The organism is Pedobacter ginsenosidimutans (assembly GCF_001442625.1).
Classification (GTDB): domain Bacteria; phylum Bacteroidota; class Bacteroidia; order Sphingobacteriales; family Sphingobacteriaceae; genus Pedobacter; species Pedobacter ginsenosidimutans.
Genome location: NZ_LMZQ01000013.1, coordinates 133,928 through 160,542 on the forward strand (window position 1 = coordinate 133,928; position 26,615 = coordinate 160,542).

Consider the following 26,615-nt stretch of genomic DNA (forward strand, 5'->3'; position numbering starts at 1 on the left):
AGGCTAAATTTTTATCGTTTTAAACGGGATGCCTGAAATTTGTTTGTACTGCGGGGTACTTACGCCAAACACCGATTTGCTGTAGTTCTTTGCATCTAAAGCCAGCGCGACTATACCTGTGTTAGCATCGTATAGAATCTTATTGCGGTTAAGGCGAAGGGTACTCAACTCGGATGTTTTTGATACCACATCGCGGTTTTTCTGCAATAAATCGTTGTAAAGGGTGGTAAGGGTGGCCTGCTGCAATTCTACCTCGTTCGGCGTATAGCTCGGGATGGTAGCTAACAGTTTGATCTGTTTATCGAAGGTATCGAGCTGGCTATCGAAACTTTGTTGCGAGGCCGATACCTGGTTAACAACGGTGCCGATTGCCGCCAGCTTCTGTTTTTCTTCTTCTGTTAACTTTACCGATGCCCTTTGGCCCTGTATTTTGCGGTTATGGGTAATGGCATTATCAATTACTTGTTGCGCTACATCACTCGCTTTTATCGCATTTACGATTCGGGTACTCAGCTTTTTTAAAGGCTGAAAAGCCAGATCGCGGATGGCAATGGCGTTGCTGTTTTTGGCCGCCAGATCGTGTACCTGCTCGCTAATGGTTCGGGCTGCGGCTACCTTTTCATTTAAACTGCTTAACTGGATGTTTACGTTGCTAGGGTTGTAAACTGCGCCATAACCAGTTAAATAGGCAATAAGTGTTTCGAAATTGGCTACGTTTTTGGCGTGGCCGGTGTCATTTGTTTTAGACATAGATTAATGATTAAAAAGTAAATGAATATAATTAATTAGTTGTAAGATAGTATTATTTTCTTTACAACTAAAAAGATAGGTTGATTTTTTTGTGGAGCTACGGGAAACCGTAGGAAATGATGAATGGAATTGGTGAGTTTGGCTAAATAAATTTAAAACCAAATCTTATGGCCAGTTACAGATTAAATTTGGACCGACAAGCCAATGGTTTTATTATAGATCATTATCAAGTATATATCTGAGAAATCATAGATATTTAATTTGACTGAAGTGCAACTGTTTATCTGAAATAACTTGTTAAAATTAATTTGAGGGATATTAACAGCTATATTTTGCATATTTTAGTGCGAAAAGTTTATAAATGATAATGAGTAATATAAGAGAGATAGAAAAGACGCTTTGGTCTGCTGCAGATAAGTTACGTAGTAACATGGATGCAGCAGAATATAAACATGTTGTATTAGGATTAATTTTTTTAAAGTATATATCTGATGCTTTTGCAGAACTGCACGAAAAATTAGTGGATGGACAAGGTGAGTTTGATGGTGCAGATGCTGAAGACCCAGACGAATATCTGGCATACAATGTTTTTTATGTGCCAGAAAAGGCGCGTTGGAATTACTTACAAGCAAATGCTAAACAACCAACTATTGGTATACTCATTGACCAGGCGATGGATAGCATTGAGAAAATCAATGATAATTTAAAAGGTATTTTACCTAAAAACTACGCCGACCCTGATTTAGATAAACCTCGTTTGGGCGAATTGCTTGATTTAATTGGAAATATTGGCTTTGGTGGCGAAGGACACAAAGGCAAAGATTTATTAGGGCAAGTGTATGAATACTTTTTAGGTATGTTTGCCGACGCCGAGGGTAAAAATGGTGGACAGTTTTATACCCCACAAAGCATTGTAAAAGTTTTGGTTGATATGCTCGAACCCTACAAAGGCAGAATTTATGACGGTTGCTGTGGCAGTGGGGGCATGTTTGTTCAAAGTGAAAAATTTATTGAAAGCCACCAAGGTAAAATTGGCGATTTAAGTATTTACGGACAAGAAAGCAACCCAACCACGGTGAAATTGGCAAAGATGAATCTGGCTATTCGTGGTATTGATGCCAATATACAATTTGGCGACACTTTCACCAACGATTTACACCCCGATTTAAAAGCAGATTATATTATTGCTAACCCGCCATTTAATATTAGCGATTGGAAAGGCGAACAACTAAGAGATGATAAACGCTGGAAGTTTGGCATACCACCAGTTGGTAACGCCAACTATGCATGGCTGCAACATTTCATAAATAAATTGAGTTCGAACGGAACAGCTGGTATTGTATTAGCCAATGGCAGTATGAATAGCAATACGGGAAATGAAGGTATCATTAGGAAAAACATGATTGAAGCAGGTATTGTTGATTGTATAGTGGCCTTGCCGGCACAGCTTTTCTACAACACAATGATACCTGCCTGTTTATGGTTTTTAGCCAAAAACAAATCAGATAAAAAATTCAAAAACCGAAGTAATGAAATATTGTTTATCGATTCCAGAAATTTAGGCACAATGATAAACCGTAGAAACAAAGAACTTACTACGGCAGACATCAAACAAATTACAGATACATATCACAACTGGAGAAATATAGATGGTAAATATCAAGACATAGCTGGTTTTTGCAAAGCTGCAACTATGGAAGAGGTGGCAGAAAATAATTATGTATTAATGCCGGGCAGGTATGTAGGTGCTGAAGATGAGTTGGAAGACCTTATTCCGTTTGCTGAAAAAATGCAGAGCTTAACTGCGACGTTGGCTGAACAGTTTGAGAAAAGTGCAGAGTTGGAAAAGAAGATACGCAAAAACCTAAAAAGCATTGGATATGAGTTTTAGTAGGTGGAAGAAATACAAATTAGGCGAGCTTGCCGACATAACTTCTAGTAAAAGAATTTTTCTTTCGGATTATACTAATGCAGGAATTCCTTTTTATCGTTCAAAAGAAATAATACAGAAATCTTTAGGTGAAAGTTTAAAAGATGTTCTTTTTATCTCTGAAGAAAGATTTTTTGAAATAAAAAATAAGTATGGGATTCCTCAAGATGGAGATATATTAATAAGCGCAGTTGGAGAAAGGGCAGGAATACCATATGTCGTTAAAAATGATGGAAATTTTTATTTTAAGGATGGTAATTTAATATGGCTAAAACAGATAGATAAAAAACTTAATAGTTATTATTTATATCATTGGATTAAGTCGAATGAAGGTAAAGCAAGGATTGAAAGCTTAATGATTGGCTCGGCTCAGAAAGCCTTGACTATTATTGCCCTTAAACAGTTTGAGATTTTTATCCCAGAGATTAAAACACAAGAAAGAATTGCCTCAATCCTTTCTTGTCTAGATGACAAAATAGAGTTAAACCAACAAACTAATAAAACGCTCGAAGCTATTGCACAGGCAATATTTAAGGAAATGTGCTTGTTTAAAGGGGACAAATTACCTGAAGGGTGGAGAATTGCAAGGTTAGGAGATGTTTGTAATCTAATAAAAGGTGTTTCTTATAGGAGCAATGAATTAGTGCCATCAAAACTAGCGTTAGTCACTTTAAAATCAATGAACAGAGGAGGAGGTTTAAATTTTAGAGGTTTTAAAGAATTTGACGGAAAATATAAGAACTCTCAAATATTAGAGGAAGGTGATGTAGTAATTGCCCAAACGGACATTACACAAAATGCTGACATTATTGGTTGCCCTGCAATTGTTGAGAATCCGTATAATTATGAAAAACTAATTGCCTCAATTGATCTGGTAAAATGTCAGTCTAAAGATGGTGAATTGACAAATGAAGTTTTGTTCTTTTTTTTGCAGAATTCGACATTTAAAGATTTCTGTCTAAGTCATACAAACGGATCTACCGTTTTACACTTAAGAAGTTCTGAATTAGCAAGCTATGAATTTGTAATTCCAAACAAAAAAGTACTGGGTGAATTTCACAAACTTGTAAAATCAATTAGAGAAAACATAATTAATAATAACAAGAAAACTCAAAGTCTAATCATATTACGAGATAGCTTATTGCCCAAATTAATGAAAGGTGAAATACAAATCTAAATATGGAATTAACGCCTAAAATTGAATTTATAGATAATCCTGAATTTAATCTTTGGTTAAACGAAAGTTTTCCTATTTTAATTGATGACTATGAATTTTCATCAAGTGAGGTATTATACAATTTAAAATATGATTTGTACCAACAATCTCTTGAAAGATACAATAAGGACCCACAGTTAGTTTTATCTAGAATAACAAAAAATTTCCCAACTCCAATAGCATACTACATAGACCAGGCAGAAAATAATTATCAAAATGACCATCATCGGCTTGATTTATTGAAGTCATGTTGGGAAGCAATTATCTCATTTGTATTTGGTTTAGTAGTGGCAGAAGCTAGGCATAGAAATATTCTGTTCAAGGAATTAGGCTTGATTAAATATGAGATATTTCGCTCTGATAAAGTTCACGATAAATTAACTATTGTAGAAAACATACTAGATTACGTTAACAAAAATTCATTTCATTTTGAGTGTGCTAAGATAATTCCAATATCGACACTGACAGATATAAGAAGACTTAATCAAGAAAGGAATGGATTCGAGCATGCCTCAGCAAAGACTGCAAAACAACAGCAAAAATTATATTCTGAACTTTATCCAATTGTCTCAAATATTTTAAAGCAACTTATTGGTTTTGAAAAAATAAAATTATTTCGTTACCATGATGCCGATTTTCCTTTATTTCCAAGATGTGAAATCTTTAACGGAAGTTCTTTAGATGGTAAAAAAGATATCATAGCTTTAAATAAGGAGAATTATATTGAGATAATGGATGAATTCAATAATACCTCTGTTTATGCTCAGGTAAATGATGTTGCATTTTCTGTATCACCATTTATTCATTTTTACCAAGAAGAACATGAAACAAATGCATTTATCTGTTTTTTTAAGAAAAAAATGGGAGGTGGGAAATATAAATTTGAAGTTGTAAGTAAATCACAAGAAAAAGAATTTGAAATCACTGATTTCGAGAAAGTTGAGACTAAACTAAAATCACTTATCGAATAGCCAAAATGAACATACTCAAAGAAGAGGAAATCGAACAAATGGCTTTGCAAACTTTGCAAGCGCAAGGCTATGAAGTTATTAATGGTGCAACTATACAAAGATTTTCAAGCGAAGTTGTGTTAATTAATCGATTGCAAAATGCCATTGATAAAATAAATCCTGAAGTTCCTAGCGAAATTCTGGAAGAAGCATTGCGGCATGTGTTGAGGGTTCAGTATACAACTTTATTGGCAAATAACGAAGCTTTTCATAAACTACTTACCGAAGGCGTTGATGTAAAAGGTAGGGAAGGCGAGCAAATCAAAACTTTTAAAGTATGGTTAATAGATTTTCAAAAGCCAGAAAATAATGATTTCGTGGCCGTTAACCAATTTAACATTGTAGAAAATCACAATAACAAACGCCCTGATGTAATTGTATTTGTAAATGGTTTACCGTTGGTTGTTATCGAGATAAAAAACGCCACAGACGAAAAAGCGGATATAAAGGCAGCTTTTAATCAATTGCAAACTTATAAACAAGCTATACCAACACTTTTTAATTTCAATAGTATTTTAATTGCAACCGACGGTTGGTTTGCAAAAGCAGGGACCATTACTAGTGATTATAGCCGTTTTAGCGGTTGGAAAATTCCAGTTAAAAAACAAGATGGATTCCAGGTTGTAGAAGAACCACCTACAATATATAATTCAACCTTGTTTCAGAAAGAGCCTGCACAGGTAGAAATGGATGTGTTATTAAAAGGCATGTTGGATAAGAAAACACTTATCGATCTTATTAGGTACTTTATTGTTTTTGAGAAAACAAAAGAAAAAACAGTAAAGAAGATAGCCGCCTATCATCAGTATTATGCTGTAAATAAAGCCATTCGTTCAACGATAAGAGCTGCATCTGTAATGGGTAACCAGCAGGCTGGCGTAGTTTGGCATACTCAAGGCAGTGGAAAAAGTTTAAGCATGGTTTTTTATTCTGGTAAAATGGTGGTGGCACCAGAATTGAATAATCCCACCATTGTTATTTTAACCGACCGAAACGATTTAGACCAGCAACTTTTTGAAACTTTTAGTAACTGTCAACAGTTAATCAGGCAAACGCCTGTGCAAGCAGAAAATAGAAATCATTTACAAAATTTATTATCTGTGGCATCGGGTGGCGTAGTTTTTACCACCATTCAAAAATTCATTCCCGATGAAAAAGGGGGAACTTATCCAAAGTTATCAGACCGAAGAAATATTGTGGTGGTGGCCGATGAGGCACACCGCAGTCAGTATGATTTTATTGATGGATATGCAAGGCACATGAGGGACGCTTTGCCAAATGCCTCTTTTATAGGTTTCACAGGAACGCCAATAGAGAAGGAAGATAAAAATACACAAGCCATTTTTGGGGATTATGTAGATATTTATGATATTCAGCAAGCTGTTGAAGATGGTGCAACTGTTCGTATTTTTTATGAAAGTCGCTTAGCTAAAATTGAACTTAACCCCGAAGAACAAAACATAATTGACCAACGAATAGAGGAAGTTACTGAAGAAGATGAGTTAACCGAACGCCAGCAACGTTTTGCAAAATGGACACAGCAAGAAGCGATTGTTGGGAGTAATAAGCGTTTGCAACAAGTTGCTGCTGATATTGTAAAACACTTTGAACAACGTAGTGAAGTATTTGATGGCAAAGGGATGATTGTATGTATGAGCCGCAGAATTTGTGTGGCTTTATTTGATGCGATTATTAAAATTAGACCTGAATGGTATAGTGGAGAAGATGACAAAGGTGCTATTAAAGTGATTATGACAGGTTCATCATCCGACCCGTTGGATTGGCAAGAACACATTAGAAATAAACCAAGAAGAAAAGCTATTGGAGACCGATTGAAAGACCCGAAAGATGGTTTGAAATTGGTTTTGGTTCGTGATATGTGGTTGACGGGTTTTGATGCACCTTGCTTGCATACTTTGTACGTTGATAAAGCAATGACTGGACATAATTTGATGCAAGCCATCGCTAGAGTTAACCGTGTTTTCAAAGATAAGGAAGGTGGTTTAATTGTTGATTATTTGGGGATTGCACAAGATTTAAAGAAAGCTTTAAGTGTTTATACAGCTAGTGGCGGAAAGGGGAAAATAGAGTTTGATCAGGAAGAGGCTGTTGCCAAAATGGAAGAGTTATATGAAACAGTGGTGGATTTGTACCACGGTTTTGACTATAAAAAATTCTTTGATTTAAAACCAAGAGAAAAACTTAGTTTTCTTTTAGATGCAACTGATTTTATATTGGGTTTAGATAAAGGACAAGAACGTTTCAGTACTCATGTATCTAACCTTTCAAAAGCATTTGCTATTTCAGTTCCTAATCCGAAAGCTCTAGCCATTAGAGATGATTTAAGTTTCTTCCAAGCTATTAAAGCAAGGATTTCTAAGCTGAGAGAAAGTAACAAGAAGAGAAGTGACGAAGAAGTGGAAACAGCGATCCGACAAATTATTTCTGATGCACTAATTTCAACTGAAGTAATCGATATTTTTCAGGCTGCGGGTTTACAAAATCCAGAAATATCAGGTTTAAATATTCTTTCTGATGAGTTTATGGCTGAGTTGAAAGATATGCCTAGAAAGAATTTAGCCTTAGAGCTTTTAAGAAGGTTATTAAATGATGAAATTAAAAAACGTTCAACTAGAAATATCATTCAAAGCAAGAAATTTTCTGAAATGCTTGCTGAAGCAATAAGGCGATACCAGAATAACGCAATAACAGCAGCCGAAATCATAGAAGAATTAATTAGGTTAGCTAAAGACTTAAAGGAAGCTGATAAACGTGGTGACAATTTAAATCTTGATTTTAGAGAGTTGGCTTTTTATGATGCACTAGAAGTTAATGATAGTGCCGTAAAGGTTTTGGGTGATGAAATATTAAAAACCATTGCAAGAGAACTAGTTGAAAGCGTTAAGAATTCAGTAACTATAGACTGGGAGAAAAAGGAAAGTGTTCAAGCGAAAATGCGGGTAATGATTAAAAGGATTCTTAAAAAGTATGGTTACCCACCAGAGAAGCAGGAACAAGCTGTAAAAACGATTTTAGAGCAGGCGAAGATAATCGCTAATGAATTTTCCGGTAATTTATAACCAAGTTATTTCAAATAAAAACCATGAAATTAAAAGAATCTAAAAACTCTCCTTCCAAGCAAACTGGTGCGAAAACAATATATAAATCTTTCGAGCTATTAAGAGATGCAGGCGGAGAGATGAGTCGAAAAGAGTTATTAGGTAAGATGACTGCTGAAATAGACTTTAATGAATGGGAGAAAGAAAAATATGAGTCAAATGGGCAACCTCGATGGCTTACTGTTTTTTTATTTTACACTGTCGACTGTCTAAAAGCTGGTTATCTTATTAAGAATAAGGGTACTTGGATATTGACGCCAGAAGGAGAGGAGGCAATGGCTTTAGGTAGTTATGGCCTAATTGATGCCGCTAATAAAGCATATAGGGATTGGGCTCGTCAACAAAAACTCCTTAAACAAAATTCTATAGATACAGATTTATCTGGTGTAGATGATGAATCGGAGAAAAAAGCTGCGGTTGAGTTAGAGGTTATTGAAGAACAAGCTCAGGATGAGATTATTGATTTTATCAACAGTAAAAATCCTTATGAATTTCAGGATTTAGTGGCTAAGCTGCTCGAAGCAATGGGGTATTTTATAGACTTCGTTGCACCTAAAGGAAAAGATGGGGGGATAGATGTAATTGCTTATCAGGATGAATTAGGCGTGAATAAGCCTCGTATAAAAGTACAGGTTAAACATTATCCTAAAAATCCGATAGGGCCAGAGCCAGTAAGGAGTTTAAAAGGACTACTAAATAGTTCAGACGAAATAGGTCTATTTGTAACATCAGGATCTTTTACTGCTGAAGCAAAAAGAACAGCCAGAGATTCAGCTATCCACATTAGATTAATGGATGGTGCTGAGTTGATCAGCTTGTGGCAAAAACACTACGCAAAAATGAGCGATGAGAATAAGAGCCTATTACCTCTTCAAGCCATTTACTTTTTAAAATTGATCGATTAATAAAATCGCATTGTTATAAGATGAGCAATTAGAAGTTATGAAAGAGTATGTTTCTGGGCTTAAAAAAATAAATAAACAACTTAGTGAAGAGGAAGTTATTGATATTTTGATCAATAGCGACAAGAAACATTTTCCTTTAAAATGTTTCTCTAATGTTTTATACGCTCCAATGCGTATTAATGACGATCTTATTGATTACACTGGTTTTTATGTTGCTAAATTGGTTCTTAGAGAAGAATTAAACTTTAAAGACAAAAAGAAGCCTGGTGACTTTGATGTGGTTATTATTCCTTTCTCCGATGCAAATGTGTATTACGATAGGACGGTAGCAGCAGAAGTTAAAGTTGTTAGACCTACCAGGAAGAATCCTTCAAGAAATGCGAATTCTTTAGGTGTAACTCAATTGTTTGGTTTAATTGAAGACGGTTTCCCTTTTGTTTCTTTAGTACATATTACAATGCCCGAAGCACTTAAAGAACATGAGATGCAAACCCTCAAATTTGCTAATCGGGTACTGGATATGGATAATCCAAAAAAAAATATTGGGTTATTGGACGATACGCGAGATGTATTGTTTGATTGGTTAGGTATGTACTCTGCTGCGAAACAAATGCAACGGTTACTTAAATTTGATATTCCAAAATATGCAGGTTTGTACTGTACTGAACTCAGTTTTTTTGATAATGGAAACTATGTTTTAAGCGATATTTATGGGGAATATAATCACTTTAATCATGGCTATTTTAACCCAAAAGTTAAACCTGAAACTATTAATAATATAAAACAACACTTCAAGGAAAATTCATCTAGCTATCAAACATTATTGATTCCGCCGATTAACTATTAATTGGTAGAATTGAATTATCTAATTTATTTTCGAGGTCAAGCCCAACACCTTGACTACTTTCTCTAAGGTCCTATCTTCAATTTCTTCGCTTTCCTGAACAAGTTGCTTTTATGGCTTGTTATTTTTCTGTTGATTTAGAAAAATCCAGTAAATCAGATACCGATATTTTTAAGTGGTCAGCAATCAATTTAAGGCTGCTGATAGAAACGTTAGTTTCAGCTCTTTCAATACGACCTATTTGTCTGGTATCAATTCCGGTTAACTCTGCTAGCTTCTCCTGTGTGGTTTTTCTAAGATCACGGATTTCCACAATGCGTTTTCCAATTTTGACTAAATACTCTTGATCTCGATATTGTTTTCCCACAACGCAAAATCCACATATTATTGAAAAAATATTAGGACTTATTTGTCCTTTTGTTTTGGATTGATTATATTTGATTAATTAATAAAGAGTTATAAATAAGAGTTTTGCAGCTCCACATCTCAGGCCGTTGATGCAAAACAGTAGATTTATAGCCTATTCTTGTGTAGTTTATGCTATTTTAGCATTTCTAAATGAGAGTGGGTTTCTGCTGTAATTCCATATCAACGTAAGGCCTGAGAAACTTTAAGGAGCTATGGTAGGTAGAAGCCCACTTTTATATTTTACCCCAACAAGACTCGTAAAACCATACGAGTATGATGACTAAATCCATTACAATTGCAGGGAAACCACTTTCACAGTTTTATAAACTGCCTTTTGAAAAAGGGAGCAGGGTGTTAAGGTTAGCGATGCTTGAATCGCATAGCACATTTAGCGTTGGTAAAAAGCCTGAACCGTTGGCCATACAATCGCTTTCTTTCGATCAGGGTTTGTTAACCGTTACTGTTAAATTGGGAAAGGAGGAGGTGGCAAGGGTTTACATTGGCGTAGAATACGATTGCCTGCTGGTGAGCTGTAGTGTTGATACGGATGAAACATACCTTGGGCGTTATGCTTACCTTACTTTGCGGGCCATGATGCGGAGTGGTTACTGCGATTTTCAGGAATATTACTGGCCAGCATGTTTTGCTTTGGGCAACAAGCGGTCGAGATATGTAGATGTGGTTAAAAAACCTGGCGGTTTTACCATTACACTAAAGAAAAAGTTTAGCGGTTTGTTTAGGCCTGGTGATGATTTCCCGGATGTTACCGAACGCGCGGTAGTACCGTGTGAAAGGTTCTTGGATAAATATGCCGCGGCACGTTTGGCTCCGGTTAGCATTGGTTATTGTTTCGCCAATACCGATCTGCTTAATTTCCACAGCAACCATTATCCTTTTTTAATTCCTTATGTTTTTTCGGCCACGGCTTACCTGAAAACGGTTAAATCTTTTAAACGTTTCGTGTTTAATGCGAACGATGTTGATGGCATTAGCTTATCGCCGCAACAAGAGGAACTGAACAGCATTTGCTTCGCTATGAAAGAGATAGCTGCCATACGCTTTAACGCCAATGGGCACCTGCCCGAAAAAGTAGCCGAAGCCAATAAACTTAATGATGCTAACCAATTGGTACTTTTAAAGTTATGGAACAAGGCTTTGCCGCTATTGATGCAACAGCGTTTTACACATTACTTCTACACTTATGGCCTGCGAAATGTTACGGGCAAACCTGTAATGCGGGATATGAAACTGGTTGAATTTTCGATGGAGGTACCTGTTTTAAGTTTCGTGTTAAGGGATGAGGGTGATTATTATGAACTGGAGCTTAGGCTTAAGGTGAAAGGGAAGCTGTTGCGTTTGAGCAGCGATAGCATTGCGCTGTTTTTGGTTTGCGATCGCGTTAAAACGTATTTGTGGTATTTGCTTGAGGCTGAAATGGATTATAAACTGGTTTGGTTTTTTAGTAGGGTGAATTTTAGGGTTCAGGTACCGAAAGGGTATTATAAGGATTTTTTTGAGGGGTTTGTGGAGGGGATGGAGCGGTGGTATGAGGTTAAGAGGGGGTAACTTATACGGTCGTCATCCGATAGCTATCGGATCCCGCGCAAGCGGGAATCTTAATGCGGTTGCTATTTTCTTGCCCTTCGCGCAGTCTTGCCTCGGTTAGCCACCGAAGGGCTCTTACCTTTTTCTTGATAAAAAGGTAACCAAAAATCAAGGCTTGCATCTTTTCTTGTAAAAACCTACGGAAATCTTTATCGCGACAGTATCTAGGCTCTTACCCTTACTTATCCCAGCGCTCCCGCTTGATCCTGCCTTGGGCTGTGGGGCAATGATGGAGAGTGCACAGATTTCCATGCTTTTTCCTGCGAAAATCTGCTAGGCCGGATAGTATGGAGCAGATAGCGAGGAGCACATTGCAGGATGCAGTATTGTTTTTTAGCCCTTCCATTTTAGGGGATAAGTGCCTATAGACGGATAGGGGTCTAATGCGCTCGCTATAATACGGTCGTCATCCGATAGCTATCGGATCCCGCGCAGGCGGGAACCTTAAGCCATAAGCGGCTAATATATTCGTACTTTTGTATTTTACCTTCCCCCCACCATTTTCCGTACCCCAATACCGAAACAGCTGTGGCTCAAAATAACCCTAAGTTATGCCTTTCTTAACCTTTTATTTAGCTATTCTTAACGCTCCAACCTAAAGCGATGCAAATTTTTGACATCGCTGATCTTCAACGTGATTCTGTTTCAACCAAAGCAAGTCCTAAGCAGTAGGCAAGTAGGTGTACAGCAAGGCATAGCCAAGCCTGGCCGGAAGGTGGCATAAACGTGGGGTTTGAAATATTTTTGGGATTTTTAGTCTGACTGACTAAATTGAGTGACATCCTTTTGTTTAACCTAATATACTAAAATTATGGTCTCCAGAATGGAATAATCAAAATTAATGGGCAACCCGGCGATCTTGTTTTTACAAATGCGGGAGTAATTGTTTATTCATTCTTCCCTGAAAATCGGCTTACCAAAAGGTATCCTCAAACCGATTTTTGTATGTTAAGTAATCGAACTCAGGTTTATAATATCTCTTTTACGATATAATCTTTGCCGTTAAACTTAAAGCTTTCATTTATTGCTTTTCCAATTAAAAACCGCCCGATTGGCGAAGCCTGCGATACTGCAAAGAATTTTTGTCCATCGGTATTAAGTTCTCCTGCACTGATGCTGATATAAAAATTACCTTCTGAGGTTAAAACCAAACTTCCGTTTTTAACCAGGCGATCTGATTCTACATTTTCGATCTGCTGTAATGCAATTTTCTGTTGTCCGGCTTCGTACAGTAATTTACTGTTGCGGTCCATCTCCTGCTGCATCATTTCGCGCGTAGTTTCGTATTTATCGCCTGCACTGCTTTTTGTATCATCATTCGAAGCTTGCCTGGCCTGTTGCAGCGAATATTCAATATTTTCTATCCTGTTTTGAATAAAAGTTAAGCAAAGCTGATAAAGTTTAGATTTTAATGCAGACATAAGTAATGGAAAATGTAAAACGGATGATTAAAGGGAAGATAGACTATTTCCTTAAGGCAAAGGCTTGTTTTAAAATAGATTCGATTTTCTTTTTGGGGATATCTTCGAGGTGGTTGATCAATAAAATTTTCATTCTGGCTCTTTTCTCCTGCAACAAATCTTCGTGTTCAATTTTATTTCCATCAACCAAACCAATGTAAGGCTGATGAATTTTTTTGTGTGTCCAAAGATAACAGAACATTTTTCCTTTATGGTAATAAAAAGGCATTCCGTATTTCCAATGTTCAGTAATATCCGCATAGCCCATTAAAAGCGACCTTAAATATTGAAGGCAGCTTTTAAGAGGTTCATCTTTTTTTTCGAAATAATTGTCTAGAGGATTTAACATAACATAAATAATGAATCAGTAGATAGATCGTCATTTCGATCCCGAAAATTCGGGAAGAAATCTTTTCAAGTTAACCTTTAGAACTTTTGTTTAAAGATCTCTCCATTCCGCTAAGCTCCAGTCGAGATGACGAAGACCTTGGACTACTCTTCGATCCACCTCACCTTTTCTTCCATCGAAGTTCGGTTTGGCGCCCAGGGTTTTTCGTTATGATAGCCCATGTAAAATAAGCCGATGCATTTTTCATTTTCGCCCAGACTTAAAAAATCACCCAAATTATCAATTAAAGGTGGAGAACTCCAATAAGCGCCAACCTGCAGACTTTCAGCAGTTAAAGCCATATTTTGAACAGCGCACGAAACGGCGGCCAGCTCTTCCCATTCGGGTATTTTACCACTCACCTGCATATTGATGGCAATAATGCAATCAGCCTGACTTGTTTTTTCGGCAAAGCTGTTGTACTTTTTCTGTAAAAACTGTTGCGGACTAACCAATTCCTTATATAATTTACCCAATTCTTCCCCAAGTTTTGTCAATCCCGCTTTTCTGATCACAACAAAACGCCAGGGTTGGGTTAATTTGTGTGTTGGTGCATAATTGGCTGTTTCTAAAATCTGGTTGATTACTTCAACAGGAACTTCTTTTTTTATATAGCTTGCAGGGAAAATACTGCGTCGTTCTTTTATAACTTTTGAAATGATATCGTATGTTGTACTCATTTGGTAAAAATAGCTAAAAGCTGAAAGACTAAAGCTGAAAGAGAGAGAAATTCGACCTCTAATAAAAGATTTGACGCTATGCTAACTGAAAACTTCAAACTGTGAACTGCAAACTGTTAACTTCGAACTGCCAACTGTTTCCTGATCTGTTTAACCTTTGCAAAAAAGCCGATGCTTTCTTTATCAACCAGAAAATCCATGGTCTGCAAAAGTTCTTCTCTTATCCAATTGTGTTTGGTGTTTAAATTAGCCAAAATGTTTAAACAATGTGATTTTACGGCTACAGGAATCTTTTCATCAATTAACCAGGCAAAAACAACCGCTACCAAATGATCGGTATCATAACCGGCAAGAATCTTTTTAATTTCCATAGCGGCATTTTTCTTCGTCATAAAGGCCAGGATTTTGACATAATGCCTCAATGCCGATAAATTGTTTTGTTGTGGAAATTTTTCTAAAAAATAAAGCGCATAGGGTAGAAACCTTTGCTGATGGTTAGCAAATACATTTTCTAAAATCCATGCGGCCCTGAAACCAATCTGTTCATCATGATAAAAACTCAACTCGATCAGGTCTTTTACAGAAAAGGTGTCTTCAGAAGCTATGGCAGCTAATTTTTCTACTTTGCTTTTCTGAAGGGTTGTTTTTATGGTTTCGAGCAAGGCATGATTTGGCATGGGACTAAAATAAATATTTTACGACAAAGTACATTGAGATAAATCGTCATGAGGCTGTATCATAAATGTAATTCAATCGAATTTGTCACGTTGAGCCTGTCGAAACGCCTTTTAAGAGATTTAAAACAGATCCTTCGACAAGCTCTCCGTAGGAGTCCTTTGGACATGATGACAATTCTATATTTATGGAGATGGCCTCATCTGATTGGGAACCACGAAGTGCTCATCAAAGATAATCTAAATGCTATATGTAGCTTGCATTAAGATTCCCGCATGCGCGAGAATGACGCCCCCCTTTGAAACAGTTTATTAAATCATCAATACCCTTTAATGTTCAGGAGTAAAAACCTTATTTCCAAAAATATCTGTTTTGTAAATCCCGATCTTATTTCCCTTACCATCTTCTACGACTATATTACCGAAAATATCTGTTTTTTGCTTTGATATTACATTACCACGTTCGTCTTCAATAATGGTATTACCAAACGAGTCGACTTTCTGTTTGCCTATCGTTTTGCCATTACCGTCTTCTATGATGATATTACCTGAAATATCTTTTTTGTAAACACTTACTGTTTGGCCGCGTTCATCTTCAATAATGATATTGCCAAAAACATCTGTTTTTTGTTTAGTGGTAACTTGCGTTTTTCCATCTCCAGGTACTATCCCTCCTAATGGCTTTGGCACCAGGTTTTGTTCACGATCACTTTCTAATACTGTATTGCCAAAAAAATCTTTCTTTTGTGTACCTACAGCTTTTCCCGCTTCATTTTCTAAAATCGTATTGCCGAAAAAATCCTGCTTTTGCTTGGCTATGGTTTTACCATTTTTATCCACAATGATGGTATTGCCAAAAAAGTCTTTCTTCTGTTTGCCGATAGTGTTATCTTTCGAATCGACCAGAATGGTATCTCCAAAAAAATCTACTTTATATTTATACTGGGATTCTTGGCCATAAGCCACGACGGAAATAGCAGACATGATGATGCCTAGTGTTAATTTTTTCATATTGATTTCATTTTGTGTGTGTATCACTAAAGTACTAAAATTACATTGAGAAAAAGACTGAATAACCATGTATTAATCTTGTTAATTTGAGGCTTTGATTTTTAAGTCATTGGCCAAAAGCTTCTCCCCTTTGTAAAATAAACCCGGTAGTAGCGGGCATCCCGATTTTTCTATCGGGATAAAGCGGATAACGGGACTGCCTGAGCTACAAAGTACCGAACCCTTCATTTTCAAATTCTCGATCCCAATCTTTCTACCCTCCACCTTCCCGCCTTCAATTCTCTTTTCAGATATTAATCCCAAAGCTTTCCTTCTTCTGCCTTTTTACCCTCAACCTTTTTCCCTATCTTTGCGGCTTATTTCAATTATAGCATGATTTCAGTTTCTAATTTATCGTTACGATACGGCAAACGCACATTATTTGAAGATGTTAACCTAAAATTTACCCAAGGCAACTGCTATGGCGTAATTGGGGCTAACGGCGCAGGTAAATCTACTTTTCTAAAAATTTTATCGGGAGAAGTTAACCAAACTTCTGGTAGTGTGGCTTTTACTCCGGGCGAAAGAATGGCGGTTTTAAAACAAAACCACTACGAATTTGATGAGTTTTCGGTATTAGAAACCGTAATGATTGGTCATAAAGAACTTTATGCCATCATGAAAGAGAAAGATGCCATTTATATGAAAGAAGATTTCTCGGAGAAAGATGGCGAACGTGCCGGAGAGCTTGAAAATCTTTTTGCCGAAATGGATGGCTGGAACATGGAAAGCAATGCTGCAACCATGTTAAGCAATTTGGGCATTACCGAGGATAACCACTATAAATTACTAAAAGAGCTAGACAATACGCAGAAAGTGCGTGTGTTATTGGCACAGGCCTTATTTGGCAATCCGGATATCTTATTACTGGATGAGCCTACCAACGATTTAGATATCGAAACCATTGCATGGTTAGAAAACTTCTTGGCTGATTATCAAAATATTGTATTGGTTGTATCGCACGATAGGCACTTTCTAGATGCGGTTTGTACGCATATTGTGGATATCGATTTCGCTAAAATGAGCATTTACACTGGTAACTATACCTTCTGGTACGAATCTAGTCAGTTGGCATTAAAACAGCGTAGCGACCAGAACAAAAAAATGGAAGATAAGGTGAAGGAGCTACAGGAATTTATCCGCAGGTTTAGTGCAAATGCATCTAAATCAAAGCAGGCAACTTCTCGTAAGAAAGCTTTAGATAAGATTGATATCACCGAAATTAAAGCGTCAAGCAGAAAATATCCGGCCATTATCTTCAATAATACTGGCCGTGAGGCTGGTGACCAGATTTTACAGGTAGAAAACCTGGGCAAAAATGGAAACGATGGTGTTTTGTTCGACAAAATTACCTTCATGGTAAATAAGGGTGATAAAATTGCTGTATTATCTCAGAACAGTTTAGCTACTGCAGCATTTTATGATGTTTTAACGGGCAGAGATACAGACCATAGAGGAGAGTTTAAATGGGGTGTTACCATTAGCACCGCAGATATCCCTAACGACAACTCTGAATATTTTGCCGGTAAAGATGAAAACCTGGTAGATTGGTTACGTGAGTACTCAGGTACCGATGCGGATGAGCAATTTGTACGTAGCTTTTTAGGCCGTATGTTATTCTCGGGCGAAGAGGTACTTAAAAACGTAAAAGTGCTTTCAGGAGGCGAAAAAATGCGTTGTATGTTCTCTAGAATGATGTTACAACAAGCCAACCTGTTAATGTTTGATGAGCCAACCAATCACCTGGATCTCGAATCTATCGAGGCACTGAACAATGGCATGAAAGATTTTAAAGGTGCTATATTGTTTACCTCACGAGATCACCAGTTAACCGAAACCGTGGCCAACCGCATTATCGAAATTACACCAAAAGGCACTATTGATAAGCTGATGACTTACGATGAATATATCAACAGCAGCGATGTTGCGAAATTAAGAGAAGAAATGTATTCTTAATTTCTTCAATTAAAATATCGATTTAAAAGCCACATGCACTCATGTGGCTTTTTCTTTATAAAAAAATACACCTGCTGTAGCGTTTTCATTCCGTTAATCGTTTTACAAGAAAAAAGCGTTAATGGCCATTAACCAATTTTGTTCAAAAAATTGATTTAAAACATTAAAATGAAAACGAATTTGAAAAATTTTAGCACTACAAAAATTATTCTCTCTCTCTTAGCGATAGCTTTAACCATTACGGCCTGTAAAAAGGATTTCAATAACGATCCAATAGAAGCGGCTGGTATTGGCTTTGTTCATGCATCACCTGGAACAGGCGCGTTGGATTTTATCTTGGATAACCAAAAAATAAATAGCTTTACCTACACTAAAGATTTAGGATACTATGCCGCTTATCCAGGAACAAGATTGGTTGGGGTTGCTAAAAAAGACTCTTTAAAATATTTAACTACAGCTCAAGCTACATTAAAAGAAGGATCATTTTATTCGGTTTTCGTAGTAGACACTTTAAAATCAACAAAACTTTTAATCCTTGAGGATGATTTAAAAGCACCTGAAACTGATAAGGCTAAAGTTCGTTTTGTAAACTTAAGTCCAGGTTCTGCTCCATTTGATTTAGCAATTGCAGGCACTGATGCACCTTTATTTACCGCAAAAGCGTTTAAAGAGTTCACCACTTTTAGCAATATCGCACCAAATGACAGCTACACTTTCCAATTAAAGCAGAGCGGAACAGTTAAAGTGAGTTTACCAGCCGTTAAAATCGAAAAAGGTAAAATTTATACCATCTGGGCTAAAGGCTTATCAAGCAAAACCGATAGTACTGGAGTTGGCTTATCAGTGATGACAAATAAATAAAAATATTTCACTCTACCTGTGGAAACGAAAATTGACACCACTCAAAAAATTGGGTGGTGTTATTTTTCTTAAATTTGCAATAATTAATCATGATAAACCTTTAATAAATAGTCCTTTACAGGGGTGATAAAAAAAATACTCAGTTTTGAGGAAATTTTAAAAGGCTGTGTAAAAAACGACAATGGCTGTAAAGAAATGATGTATAAATCATTTTATGGCTATTTAATGGGCATTATTTTAAGGTATACAAAGAATCCTTCTGACAGTGAAGAGCTTGTAAATGACAGTTTTATCAAGATTTTTAAACATGTTGGCGGCTTCAAAGCACCAAAAAATCCAGAAGAATTACAGCGATCGTTTAAAGGTTGGATTGCCCAGATTGCTTCGCGGACGGCAATAGACAAGATACGGAGTTCGAAAGTTCAGTTTTATGTTGATGATTTAGCAGAAAGTGAACATCCGGTTACCCAGGTTTCGGTTGCTTCGGAACTACACGTTAACGATATTTTGAATTTACTAAATCACTTACCAGATACGCAGAGACTGGTATTTAACTTATATGAAATTGAGGGCTTTGCCCACGATGAAATTTCGAAGATGTTAAACATTCCTGAAAGTTCCAGTCGTGTTTACCTTACACGTTCTAAAAATAAGTTACGTACCCTTTACCTAAATACCATGGTTAATTCATACGAAAAAAATGGATAAGGAATTAATTGAGCATATCACCGCGCAACTCCAAAACCATGAGGAAACATACCCTAATGGTGCTTGGGAGCGCTTTTCGGAGAAAAAAAATAAGAGACGAGGCATCGCTTTTTGGCCTTTGTGGGCTGCTGCTGCCTTAATTTTGGTCTTCGGAGGTGTATTTTTTGCGCAAAACAATATAGATCAGAAAAAAGATATTGCAATAACTAAACCTAAAGCTCAGCAAAATCCAGCAGCTAATGGAAACACAAATGCTAATATTGAAACTCAAACCAAGCCTACTTCATTAAATAACGATACAGTGTCTGTAAATAACCTAGCGGCCAATCGTCCAGCCAAAGTTACGGGGAGCACAAAACCATTATTAACAGAACAGAGCAGTTATTCGGTTATTAATACATCAGCGCAATTGGCTCCTGTAAACAATAACCTTTTAGATAATAAGCTTGCGGGTGCTAATCTTTCAAACCTGAAAACAAAACAGTTTGATATTTTAACCGAAAAGAAGAAACCTCAACCCATTGCGCAAACAAGTTTTGAAAAACTGCTTGCCCATGATAGTTATGTAAATCAGCAAAAACCGCCATCCAAAACAAGTGAAAATTCTAAATGGCAGCCTGATGTGTACGTTGCCCCAGCGATGGGTAATGATAATAAAGTAACCATGAACTATGGCTTTTCTTTATCGTATGCTATTGCCAACAGACTATCGATAAGCTCTGGTGTTTCTTATGCTTCTATTAGTACTACCGAATCGTTAAATGCTTCTGCGCCACAAACCTTATCAGGCAAAAACCTCGAGTCGGTTGATGCCAAAGTACGCGGAATTAACGTTCCTTTAGAATTAAAATACAACATAAGTGATAAACTCTATACTAATATAGGGGTTTCTGCACTGGCTGTTTTAAACAACTCACAGCAGAACAACTACATTGTAAACCAGGTGCAGAATTTTTCTTCCACAACAGCAAATGGCTATGCCGATTCGAAGACATTGATTGTGAAAGAAAAAACGACCGAACCACAGCCCGAAGCCAATATAGATCCTGATAAATACATCGGATTCTATAATTTTTCTTTGGGTTATAAACAGAAAATATCCAAAAAAAACAATATTGCCATTGAGCCTTTTTTAAGGCTGCCGATGAAAACTTTCTCTAAAGAAAACCTTAACCTCACTAATGGCGGACTGCGTTTGAAGATCGATTTTTAGAAAAAAAACTAAGATATTTAGTATATTTGGTTAAATACCTAATATGAAGAATATCAAATCATATCCTACTGAAGAGGGGCAACCTCCATTTAAAACCCTTAACGAGGTCGATTTTTCTGCCACTTACAGTTATGCAGATTATATGCGCTTCGAATTTGAAGAGCGCTTAGAACTTATCAAAGGGTACATTTTCAAGATGAGCCCTGCTCCTTCCAGGATCCATCAAAAAATATCGGGAAGAATTTACGTACCAATTTATAATGCACTGAACGGCCATAAATGTGAAGTTTATTCAGCACCTTTTGATGTACGTTTAGCAAAGAAAAGTGTAGATGATAAAGAGGTTTTCACGGTAGTGCAACCCGATATCGTGGTAGTTTGCGATCCGACTAAACTCGATAAACGTGGATGCATAGGTGCACCGGATATCGTTGTCGAGATTTTATCACCTGGCAACAATAAAAAAGAATTGATCAATAAATATGAGGTTTATGAAGAAGCAGGTGTTAAAGAATACTGGATTGTAAGCCCTTCGGAAAAAACATTTTTCAGGTATATACTCGATGATAATGGCAAGTTTCAACCTACTAAACTACTTACTGAGGGCGAAGAGGTAACCACAACGATTATACCAGGCTTTAAGCTTGTTTTAGAGGAGGTTTTTCAAGATTAAAACATGGATATCAATGAAAGAAGTCAAGTTTTAAACGGCAAATTTGCTATTTAAAACCTGACTTCTTTAAAATCGTTTATCTATAATTAGTGACCTGAATGACCATCAGCTCCGTGAGCATGCCCATGAGCCAATTCATCTTGAGTAGCTTCACGTACATTTAAAATCACACCGCTAAACACTAAGTTTTTACCAGCCATCGGGTGGTTTAAATCTACTGAAATGGTTTCGTCGTGAACAGCAGTAACACCTGCTCTAAACTGGTTACCATTGTTATCTTGTAAAGGAATCACATCACCTACATTTGGCAATTCGCCACCAGCTTCAGTAAACATCGTTTTTGGAAGATCGGCAAAAGCACCTGGATCGATATCACCGTAACCATCTGCTGCAGATAGCTCGAAGCCATATTCATCACCAGTTTTCAAACCGGTTAAATGTTCTTCAAATTTAGGCAACATCATGCCAACGCCATATAAAAATACTAAAGGATTTTGTTCGTCAGCTTTTTCTACAAAAACTTGTTGTCCTTCTTCGTTAGTAGTATGCAATTCGTAAGTTAACGCTACTACAGAGTTTGGTGAAATATTCATTTAAATTAATTTATTGTAAATACTCTAATGCGTCCTCAACAGTGTTAACCGGCAACTGGCATACATTATTTCGGCAAATATAAACTTTTGTTTCATTGCTTTGCTTACCTTTTAACAGCGGTAGGTTACTTTTTGTTCCGCCCAATGTAATTTTGTTAGGAATATAATGTCCGCTTAACGCTAACTTAATACTATCCGTTTCTAAACCGGTAATGGCAATTTCGTTTATGCCATAAATTTCATTCAGCAGTTGAATCGCCCAGTTTGAATAAGCAGAACCATAGGTTTTTATCTTTAAATGAACTGCTGCAAGCATTTCGGAGGCTTTTTCAGTATAAAGCTCAATATCGAATAGCAAACCCAGTTGCTTCAAATTCTGCGCCATGGTAGAATTTGAAGCTGGAATTACATTATCCATTACTTCATGTTTACGGGCGATTAAATCTTCACTTTCGGCAGAGGTATAGAAAAACATTGGCGAATCTGTATCCGTAAAATTAGCGATTACATAATCGGTCAATAATTTTGCCTCTTCTAACCATTTTTCATCAAAATCAGCCTCGTACAATGCAATCAGTGCTTCAATAAAAAAGGCATAATCGTCTAAGAAACCCGTAATAGAAGCCTTTCCATTTTTATAATTGCGATATAGGCCACCGTTTTCTGATTTTAAGTGGTTTAAAATAAAATTGGCCGCAGCTGATGCCTTTTGATAGTATAAATCGTGATTTAAAACCTGTCTGGTATCAGCCAAAGCTTTAATCATCATACCATTCCAGGCAGTTAAACATTTATCGTCCAAACCTGGTCTGATTCGTTTGCTACGGACTGCCAATAATTTTTCTTTAGCTGAGTTTACCTTATCGTAAAGCACCTCTGCCGAGATATTAAATTCTGCAAGTAAATCATCGTCGCTGATCGTTTTACGCAGGATATTCGTTTGTTCTTCTTCCCAATTACCTTCTTCGGTAATGTTGTAATAAGCGCCGATTAATCGGGCATCTTCCCCCAAAACCTGATCAAACTCACTTTTATCCCATACATAAAATTTGCCCTCTATCCCCTCACTATCCGCATCTAATGCTGAATAAAACAATCCATCTGCTGAAGTCATCTCTTCAAAAACCCAATTTATCGTTTCAACAACAGTTTGTTTAAAAGAATCGAATTTGGTACACTGATAGGCTTCAGCGTATAAACTGATGAGCTGAGCGTTATCGTAAAGCATCTTTTCGAAATGTGGTACATGCCATTTATCATCAACCGAATAACGGGCAAAACCGCCACCAATCTGATCGTAAATACCACCCCTACTCATTTCTTCGAGTGTATGGCAAACAGCCGTAAAAACAGATTCATCATCTTTTAAAAAGCCATACCGTAATAAAAACACCCAATTATTGGGTAAAGGAAATTTTGGTGCACGGTTATAACCTCCGTAACCAATATCGAAATGACGTTTCCAGGGATCGATAATTTCAGTTAAATGTTCATGGGTATACTCTTCTGCTTTTACTGCAGGGATTATCTTTTCGCTGTCTTTAATGCCAGCGGTTAACCGCTCGGCATATTGAATAGCCTTATCGGGTTCATTTGCCCAAAGTGCAGCCACATTTTCCAGAATATTGATCCAATCGTTTTTCCTGAAATAGGTTCCTCCGTAAATTGGGCGTTGATCGGGCAAACAGATACAATTTAAGGGCCAGCCCCCGCTGCCTGTCATGAGCTGGATGGCATACATATAAATCTGATCGATATCCGGCCGCTCCTCACGATCTACCTTAATGCAGATAAAATGACGGTTCATCACCTCAGCCACTTCATGGTTCTCGAAACTTTCGCGTTCCATTACATGGCACCAATGGCAGGCCGAATAGCCAATACTTACCAATATAAGCTTATTTTCCGTTTTTGCCTTTTCTAACGCTTCTGCGCCCCATTCGTACCAATTAACAGGATTATGAGCATGTTGCAACAAATATGGTGAAGAAGCGTGGATTAGGTTATTGGTATCAGACATGGCTGCTAATGTAAAATGTAAGCGGGAAAAAGGAATTTTAATTTGAGGCGTAAATCTATTAATAATCTACAAACCTGTTTCGATTTAGTTTTTGTTTTTATACTTTAGTTGGAAATCTATACGATGAATGGAATTGATGAGTTATTTAATCGAAATATGACGCATTGCGTCACGAATTGAGTTGTACACATTATCGGCTTCTATCCCGATTTGCAAACCTTACACCCTTTACCTTCTACCCTCAACCTTAAAACCATGAAAATCACCCATACCGAAATATACCGCTTTAGCATACCAATGGAACCTTTTGTTATTGCAACCGGAACCATGCATTTTGCCCAGAATGTATTAGTGAGGATTTTTACCGATACAGGTATTCACGGCATTGGAGAATGTTCTGCTTTCCCGATGATTGTAGGCGAAACACAGGAAACCTGTATTGCCATGGCTAAAGACTTCGCCGCCATTTTAAAGGGTAAAGACCCTTTAGAAATCCCAGAGCGGATGAACGATTTATTAGGTTATGCCGATCATAACAATACCATTAAAAGCGCTTTTGATATGGCATTATTTGATATTGCAGCCAAAAATGCAAAATTACCACTGTACAAATTTCTTGGTGGAACCAAACGCACCATTGAAACCGATATGACCATTGGTATCGATACACCAGAGGGAATGGCTGTAACAGCATTGAAATATAAAAGTCAGGGTTGCCACATCCTAAAGATTAAACTGGGCAAAAAAGTGCACGATGATATACAAAGGGTAAAACATATCCGCGAGGCAGTAGGAGAAGATTTGGTTTTACGCCTGGATGCTAATCAAGGTTGGAGTTTTGATGACGCTTTATTTGCGTTAGGCGAATTGGAAAAATACAATATTGAGTTTTGCGAACAACCCATGCGGACCTGGTATGATGATAAACTACCAGAACTGAATGTAAATTCACCGATTAAGCTCATGGCCGATGAAAGCTGTTATAACCATCACGATGCCCGTAAACTGATCAATAGCCAGTCTACAACTTATTTAAACATTAAATTTTCGAAATCCGGAGGCATTTTAGAAGCGCAGAAAATCCATGAAGAGGCCTTACAAAGAGGCGTAAAATGCATGATTGGCAGTATGCTCGAAACTAGGATTGCTTTAAGCGCCAACCTACATTTTGCATTGGCCAGTCCTAATGTTGAGTTTTTTGACTTAGATACTGCACTATTGGGACACCTGGTTGACCCAGTGGTGGGTGGCTTAACCTATAACGGTTATTTTCTTGATGTTCCCGAAGAAATCGGTATCGGAGCCGAAGCGGATGAATTTTTCTTAGCGAAATGTGAAAGCTGGACGGTTTAGTTCAGTTGTTCATTGGTCAATAGTTTATTGGTTTTATAGCAAGTGTACTAAAATAGTTCATTGGTTTTCCAATATGATGTCAAATGGTCTGGAACAACCTATTTAAGCAATTAAAGATTGTAAAAATCACAAATAATAGACCCTGAAACAAGTTTAGGATGACGGTAAGCGGGGTATATGACTAATGACCAATGAACTAATGACTAGTGAACCAATAACTAATGAACTAATAATCGATCCAACGCCAAACTATCTCCATTAAAGGCATTGAAATCAACCACATGGCCGATGCCATTAATTTTAGCTTTATCAGAGTGCTGCCAAAATTTCCAACGACTTTTATCCATCCTTAGTTTTGGTTGATAATAATGGGCAATCCACAAGGGATAATCATCAAAATGATCGACTAAATAATCCTCATAAAATTTAAGTCCGGTATAAACAATCGGCCTAACTTTGGTTTTCATTTCTACATAATTGAGAAAATCGGACAGTTCTGCCCTCATTTTCAAAGGAGAAACGCCATCCAGCGATTCGATATCCACAACTGGTGGTAAATCACCTTTCTCGATATTTACCACTTGCAGGAAAAATTTAGCCTGTGTTTTGCCGTCTTTTTTTGGTCTGAAAAAATGATATGCACCACAAATAATTCCTGCTTTTGGGGCTTCACGCCAATTGCGTTGAAAATAAGGATCAACCAGCATTAATCCCTCTGTGGCTTTGATAAAGGCAAAACGGATACTTACCTCATCCTCTTTCATTTCCTTTACTTTTTGCCAGTTTATTTTGCCCTGATAGTAAGAAACGTCGATACCGTGAACGGTATATTTTTTGGGGATTTTGATGTTAAAACTTTCGTAAGTTCTGTAATTGGGGTCTTGCCCCCAATCTTTAACCCAGCGCCAGGTAGCCACAAAACTTCTTAATACATAACCGTAGTAAAATGGAGAGAGCAAAACCAACAATAAACCTGCAATAACCAATTTAAGTTGAACCGAAATACTACCTTTCTTTTTTTTGCCTGTTGTGAGTTTTCTGGCTACAGGTTTCCTAACAGCAGGTTTTCTGGTAACAGGGCTTTTGTTTATTGGGGTTCTTTTCTCTGGCGGCATTTGATCGGTTTCCGGATGCAAATTTGTGAAAAATTATGGGATATTCTTTGCTCATATTTTTTAATCTAACAAGTGGATATTGAA

At 37.0% G+C, this 26,615-nt stretch carries 23 protein-coding genes; 13 read left to right on the forward strand and 10 right to left on the reverse strand.

All coding sequences use genetic code 11. The annotated features are described in order from the left end of the window. Nucleotides 1–3 precede the first annotated feature (3 nt). Nucleotides 4–750, reverse strand: coding sequence for a hypothetical protein (locus ASU31_RS16605; RefSeq protein ID WP_057933399.1), 747 nt, complete (start codon nt 748–750; stop codon nt 4–6). Nucleotides 751–1,117: 367 nt separating this feature from the next. Between ASU31_RS16605 and ASU31_RS16610 the strand changes: the two genes are divergently transcribed. Genes ASU31_RS16610 through ASU31_RS16635 form a run of 6 tightly spaced genes read left to right on the forward strand, consistent with a single transcriptional unit; the run spans nt 1,118 to nt 9,777 of the window. Beyond that, on the forward strand, nt 1,118–2,641 hold the full coding sequence (locus tag ASU31_RS16610) for a class I SAM-dependent DNA methyltransferase (protein WP_057933400.1): 1,524 nt from the start codon (nt 1,118–1,120) through the stop codon (nt 2,639–2,641). After that, complete coding sequence (locus ASU31_RS27245; RefSeq protein WP_083505401.1) at nt 2,631–3,857, forward strand: restriction endonuclease subunit S; 1,227 nt, start codon at nt 2,631–2,633, stop codon at nt 3,855–3,857. Before ASU31_RS16610 ends, ASU31_RS27245 begins: the two co-directional genes overlap by 11 nt. Before the next feature lie 2 nt (nt 3,858–3,859). After that, entirely contained in the window at nt 3,860–4,867 is a 1,008-nt protein-coding gene (locus tag ASU31_RS16620) for a hypothetical protein (RefSeq protein ID WP_057933401.1), read from the forward strand. Between the two features lie 5 nt (nt 4,868–4,872). After that, complete coding sequence (locus tag ASU31_RS16625) at nt 4,873–7,986, forward strand: type I restriction endonuclease subunit R (protein WP_057933402.1); 3,114 nt, start codon at nt 4,873–4,875, stop codon at nt 7,984–7,986. 23 nt (nt 7,987–8,009) lie between these two features. Next, nucleotides 8,010–8,930: a restriction endonuclease gene (locus ASU31_RS16630; RefSeq protein ID WP_057933403.1), complete on the forward strand. Its 921-nt coding sequence runs from the start codon at nt 8,010–8,012 to the stop codon at nt 8,928–8,930. Nucleotides 8,931–8,967: 37 nt separating this feature from the next. Beyond that, the gene (locus tag ASU31_RS16635; RefSeq protein WP_057933404.1) at nt 8,968–9,777 is read left to right on the forward strand and encodes a hypothetical protein; all 810 of its coding nucleotides are present in this window, start codon (nt 8,968–8,970) and stop codon (nt 9,775–9,777) included. A gap of 118 nt (nt 9,778–9,895) precedes the next feature. Here the strand turns inward: ASU31_RS16635 and ASU31_RS16640 are convergent, their stop codons facing one another. Next, complete coding sequence (locus tag ASU31_RS16640; protein ID WP_057933405.1) at nt 9,896–10,141, reverse strand: helix-turn-helix domain-containing protein; 246 nt, start codon at nt 10,139–10,141, stop codon at nt 9,896–9,898. Nucleotides 10,142–10,455: 314 nt separating this feature from the next. Between ASU31_RS16640 and ASU31_RS16645 the strand changes: the two genes are divergently transcribed. Beyond that, nucleotides 10,456–11,748: a hypothetical protein gene (locus tag ASU31_RS16645; RefSeq protein WP_157258067.1), complete on the forward strand. Its 1,293-nt coding sequence runs from the start codon at nt 10,456–10,458 to the stop codon at nt 11,746–11,748. 1,007 nt (nt 11,749–12,755) lie between these two features. Here the strand turns inward: ASU31_RS16645 and ASU31_RS16650 are convergent. The 5 genes from ASU31_RS16650 to ASU31_RS16670 form a co-directional block, all read right to left on the reverse strand. Beyond that, nucleotides 12,756–13,208 (reverse strand): hypothetical protein, encoded by a 453-nt coding sequence (locus ASU31_RS16650; protein ID WP_057933407.1) that lies wholly within the window; start codon nt 13,206–13,208, stop codon nt 12,756–12,758. 43 nt (nt 13,209–13,251) lie between these two features. Beyond that, nucleotides 13,252–13,596: a DUF1801 domain-containing protein gene (locus ASU31_RS16655; RefSeq protein WP_057933408.1), complete on the reverse strand. Its 345-nt coding sequence runs from the start codon at nt 13,594–13,596 to the stop codon at nt 13,252–13,254. 143 nt (nt 13,597–13,739) lie between these two features. Continuing rightward, the gene (locus tag ASU31_RS16660) at nt 13,740–14,315 is read right to left on the reverse strand and encodes a nitroreductase family protein (RefSeq protein WP_057933409.1); all 576 of its coding nucleotides are present in this window, start codon (nt 14,313–14,315) and stop codon (nt 13,740–13,742) included. Between the two features lie 116 nt (nt 14,316–14,431). After that, on the reverse strand, nt 14,432–14,992 hold the full coding sequence (locus ASU31_RS16665) for a hypothetical protein (RefSeq protein WP_057933410.1): 561 nt from the start codon (nt 14,990–14,992) through the stop codon (nt 14,432–14,434). 327 nt (nt 14,993–15,319) lie between these two features. Next, a complete protein-coding gene (locus ASU31_RS16670) occupies nt 15,320–16,000 on the reverse strand; it encodes a hypothetical protein (RefSeq protein WP_057933411.1) in 681 nt (226 codons plus the stop codon). Nucleotides 16,001–16,372: 372 nt separating this feature from the next. Here ASU31_RS16670 and ASU31_RS16675 point away from each other — a divergent pair, with 372 nt between their 5' ends. From ASU31_RS16675 to ASU31_RS16695, 5 genes are all read left to right on the forward strand, one after another. Further along, nucleotides 16,373–17,995 carry an ABC-F family ATP-binding cassette domain-containing protein gene (locus ASU31_RS16675; RefSeq protein WP_057933412.1) on the forward strand — a complete coding sequence of 541 codons (1,623 nt, stop codon included), beginning with the start codon at nt 16,373–16,375 and terminating at the stop codon, nt 17,993–17,995. Between the two features lie 168 nt (nt 17,996–18,163). Continuing rightward, a complete protein-coding gene (locus ASU31_RS16680) occupies nt 18,164–18,856 on the forward strand; it encodes a DUF4397 domain-containing protein (protein WP_057933413.1) in 693 nt (230 codons plus the stop codon). A gap of 123 nt (nt 18,857–18,979) precedes the next feature. Beyond that, complete coding sequence (locus ASU31_RS16685) at nt 18,980–19,564, forward strand: RNA polymerase sigma factor (protein ID WP_083505402.1); 585 nt, start codon at nt 18,980–18,982, stop codon at nt 19,562–19,564. Then, nucleotides 19,557–20,777 carry a hypothetical protein gene (locus ASU31_RS16690; RefSeq protein WP_057933414.1) on the forward strand — a complete coding sequence of 407 codons (1,221 nt, stop codon included), beginning with the start codon at nt 19,557–19,559 and terminating at the stop codon, nt 20,775–20,777. The genes ASU31_RS16685 and ASU31_RS16690 overlap by 8 nt, the downstream gene beginning before the upstream one ends. A gap of 43 nt (nt 20,778–20,820) precedes the next feature. Further along, a complete protein-coding gene (locus ASU31_RS16695) occupies nt 20,821–21,450 on the forward strand; it encodes a Uma2 family endonuclease (RefSeq protein ID WP_057933415.1) in 630 nt (209 codons plus the stop codon). Between the two features lie 86 nt (nt 21,451–21,536). Here the strand turns inward: ASU31_RS16695 and ASU31_RS16700 are convergent, their stop codons facing one another. After that, the gene (locus tag ASU31_RS16700; protein ID WP_057933416.1) at nt 21,537–22,043 is read right to left on the reverse strand and encodes an FKBP-type peptidyl-prolyl cis-trans isomerase; all 507 of its coding nucleotides are present in this window, start codon (nt 22,041–22,043) and stop codon (nt 21,537–21,539) included. A 10-nt stretch (nt 22,044–22,053) separates the two neighbouring features. After that, complete coding sequence (locus ASU31_RS16705; RefSeq protein ID WP_057933417.1) at nt 22,054–24,063, reverse strand: thioredoxin domain-containing protein; 2,010 nt, start codon at nt 24,061–24,063, stop codon at nt 22,054–22,056. A 255-nt stretch (nt 24,064–24,318) separates the two neighbouring features. On the opposite strand from ASU31_RS16705, the gene ASU31_RS16710 reads away from it, so the two are divergent. Beyond that, the gene (locus ASU31_RS16710) at nt 24,319–25,416 is read left to right on the forward strand and encodes a mandelate racemase/muconate lactonizing enzyme family protein (RefSeq protein ID WP_057933418.1); all 1,098 of its coding nucleotides are present in this window, start codon (nt 24,319–24,321) and stop codon (nt 25,414–25,416) included. A 218-nt stretch (nt 25,417–25,634) separates the two neighbouring features. Here ASU31_RS16710 and ASU31_RS16715 read toward each other — a convergent pair whose 3' ends face one another. After that, nucleotides 25,635–26,531: a glycoside hydrolase family 25 protein gene (locus ASU31_RS16715; protein ID WP_057933419.1), complete on the reverse strand. Its 897-nt coding sequence runs from the start codon at nt 26,529–26,531 to the stop codon at nt 25,635–25,637. Nucleotides 26,532–26,615: the final 84 nt, after the last annotated feature.

Bases quoted from the DNA above. Each gene is read 5' to 3' on its own strand.
- ASU31_RS16605 (WP_057933399.1), bottom strand. From the start codon at position 750: ATGTCTAAAACAAATGACACCGGCCACGCCAAAAACGTAGCCAATTTC.
- ASU31_RS16610 (WP_057933400.1), top strand. From the start codon at position 1,118: ATGAGTAATATAAGAGAGATAGAAAAGACGCTTTGGTCTGCTGCAGAT.
- ASU31_RS27245 (WP_083505401.1), top strand. From the start codon at position 2,631: ATGAGTTTTAGTAGGTGGAAGAAATACAAATTAGGCGAGCTTGCCGAC.
- ASU31_RS16620 (WP_057933401.1), top strand. From the start codon at position 3,860: ATGGAATTAACGCCTAAAATTGAATTTATAGATAATCCTGAATTTAAT.
- ASU31_RS16625 (WP_057933402.1), top strand. From the start codon at position 4,873: ATGAACATACTCAAAGAAGAGGAAATCGAACAAATGGCTTTGCAAACT.
- ASU31_RS16630 (WP_057933403.1), top strand. From the start codon at position 8,010: ATGAAATTAAAAGAATCTAAAAACTCTCCTTCCAAGCAAACTGGTGCG.
- ASU31_RS16635 (WP_057933404.1), top strand. From the start codon at position 8,968: ATGAAAGAGTATGTTTCTGGGCTTAAAAAAATAAATAAACAACTTAGT.
- ASU31_RS16645 (WP_157258067.1), top strand. From the start codon at position 10,456: ATGATGACTAAATCCATTACAATTGCAGGGAAACCACTTTCACAGTTT.
- ASU31_RS16650 (WP_057933407.1), bottom strand. From the start codon at position 13,208: ATGTCTGCATTAAAATCTAAACTTTATCAGCTTTGCTTAACTTTTATT.
- ASU31_RS16655 (WP_057933408.1), bottom strand. From the start codon at position 13,596: ATGTTAAATCCTCTAGACAATTATTTCGAAAAAAAAGATGAACCTCTT.
- ASU31_RS16660 (WP_057933409.1), bottom strand. From the start codon at position 14,315: ATGAGTACAACATACGATATCATTTCAAAAGTTATAAAAGAACGACGC.
- ASU31_RS16665 (WP_057933410.1), bottom strand. From the start codon at position 14,992: ATGCCAAATCATGCCTTGCTCGAAACCATAAAAACAACCCTTCAGAAA.
- ASU31_RS16670 (WP_057933411.1), bottom strand. From the start codon at position 16,000: ATGAAAAAATTAACACTAGGCATCATCATGTCTGCTATTTCCGTCGTG.
- ASU31_RS16675 (WP_057933412.1), top strand. From the start codon at position 16,373: ATGATTTCAGTTTCTAATTTATCGTTACGATACGGCAAACGCACATTA.
- ASU31_RS16680 (WP_057933413.1), top strand. From the start codon at position 18,164: ATGAAAACGAATTTGAAAAATTTTAGCACTACAAAAATTATTCTCTCT.
- ASU31_RS16690 (WP_057933414.1), top strand. From the start codon at position 19,557: ATGGATAAGGAATTAATTGAGCATATCACCGCGCAACTCCAAAACCAT.
- ASU31_RS16695 (WP_057933415.1), top strand. From the start codon at position 20,821: ATGAAGAATATCAAATCATATCCTACTGAAGAGGGGCAACCTCCATTT.
- ASU31_RS16700 (WP_057933416.1), bottom strand. From the start codon at position 22,043: ATGAATATTTCACCAAACTCTGTAGTAGCGTTAACTTACGAATTGCAT.
- ASU31_RS16705 (WP_057933417.1), bottom strand. From the start codon at position 24,063: ATGTCTGATACCAATAACCTAATCCACGCTTCTTCACCATATTTGTTG.
- ASU31_RS16710 (WP_057933418.1), top strand. From the start codon at position 24,319: ATGAAAATCACCCATACCGAAATATACCGCTTTAGCATACCAATGGAA.
- ASU31_RS16715 (WP_057933419.1), bottom strand. From the start codon at position 26,531: ATGCCGCCAGAGAAAAGAACCCCAATAAACAAAAGCCCTGTTACCAGA.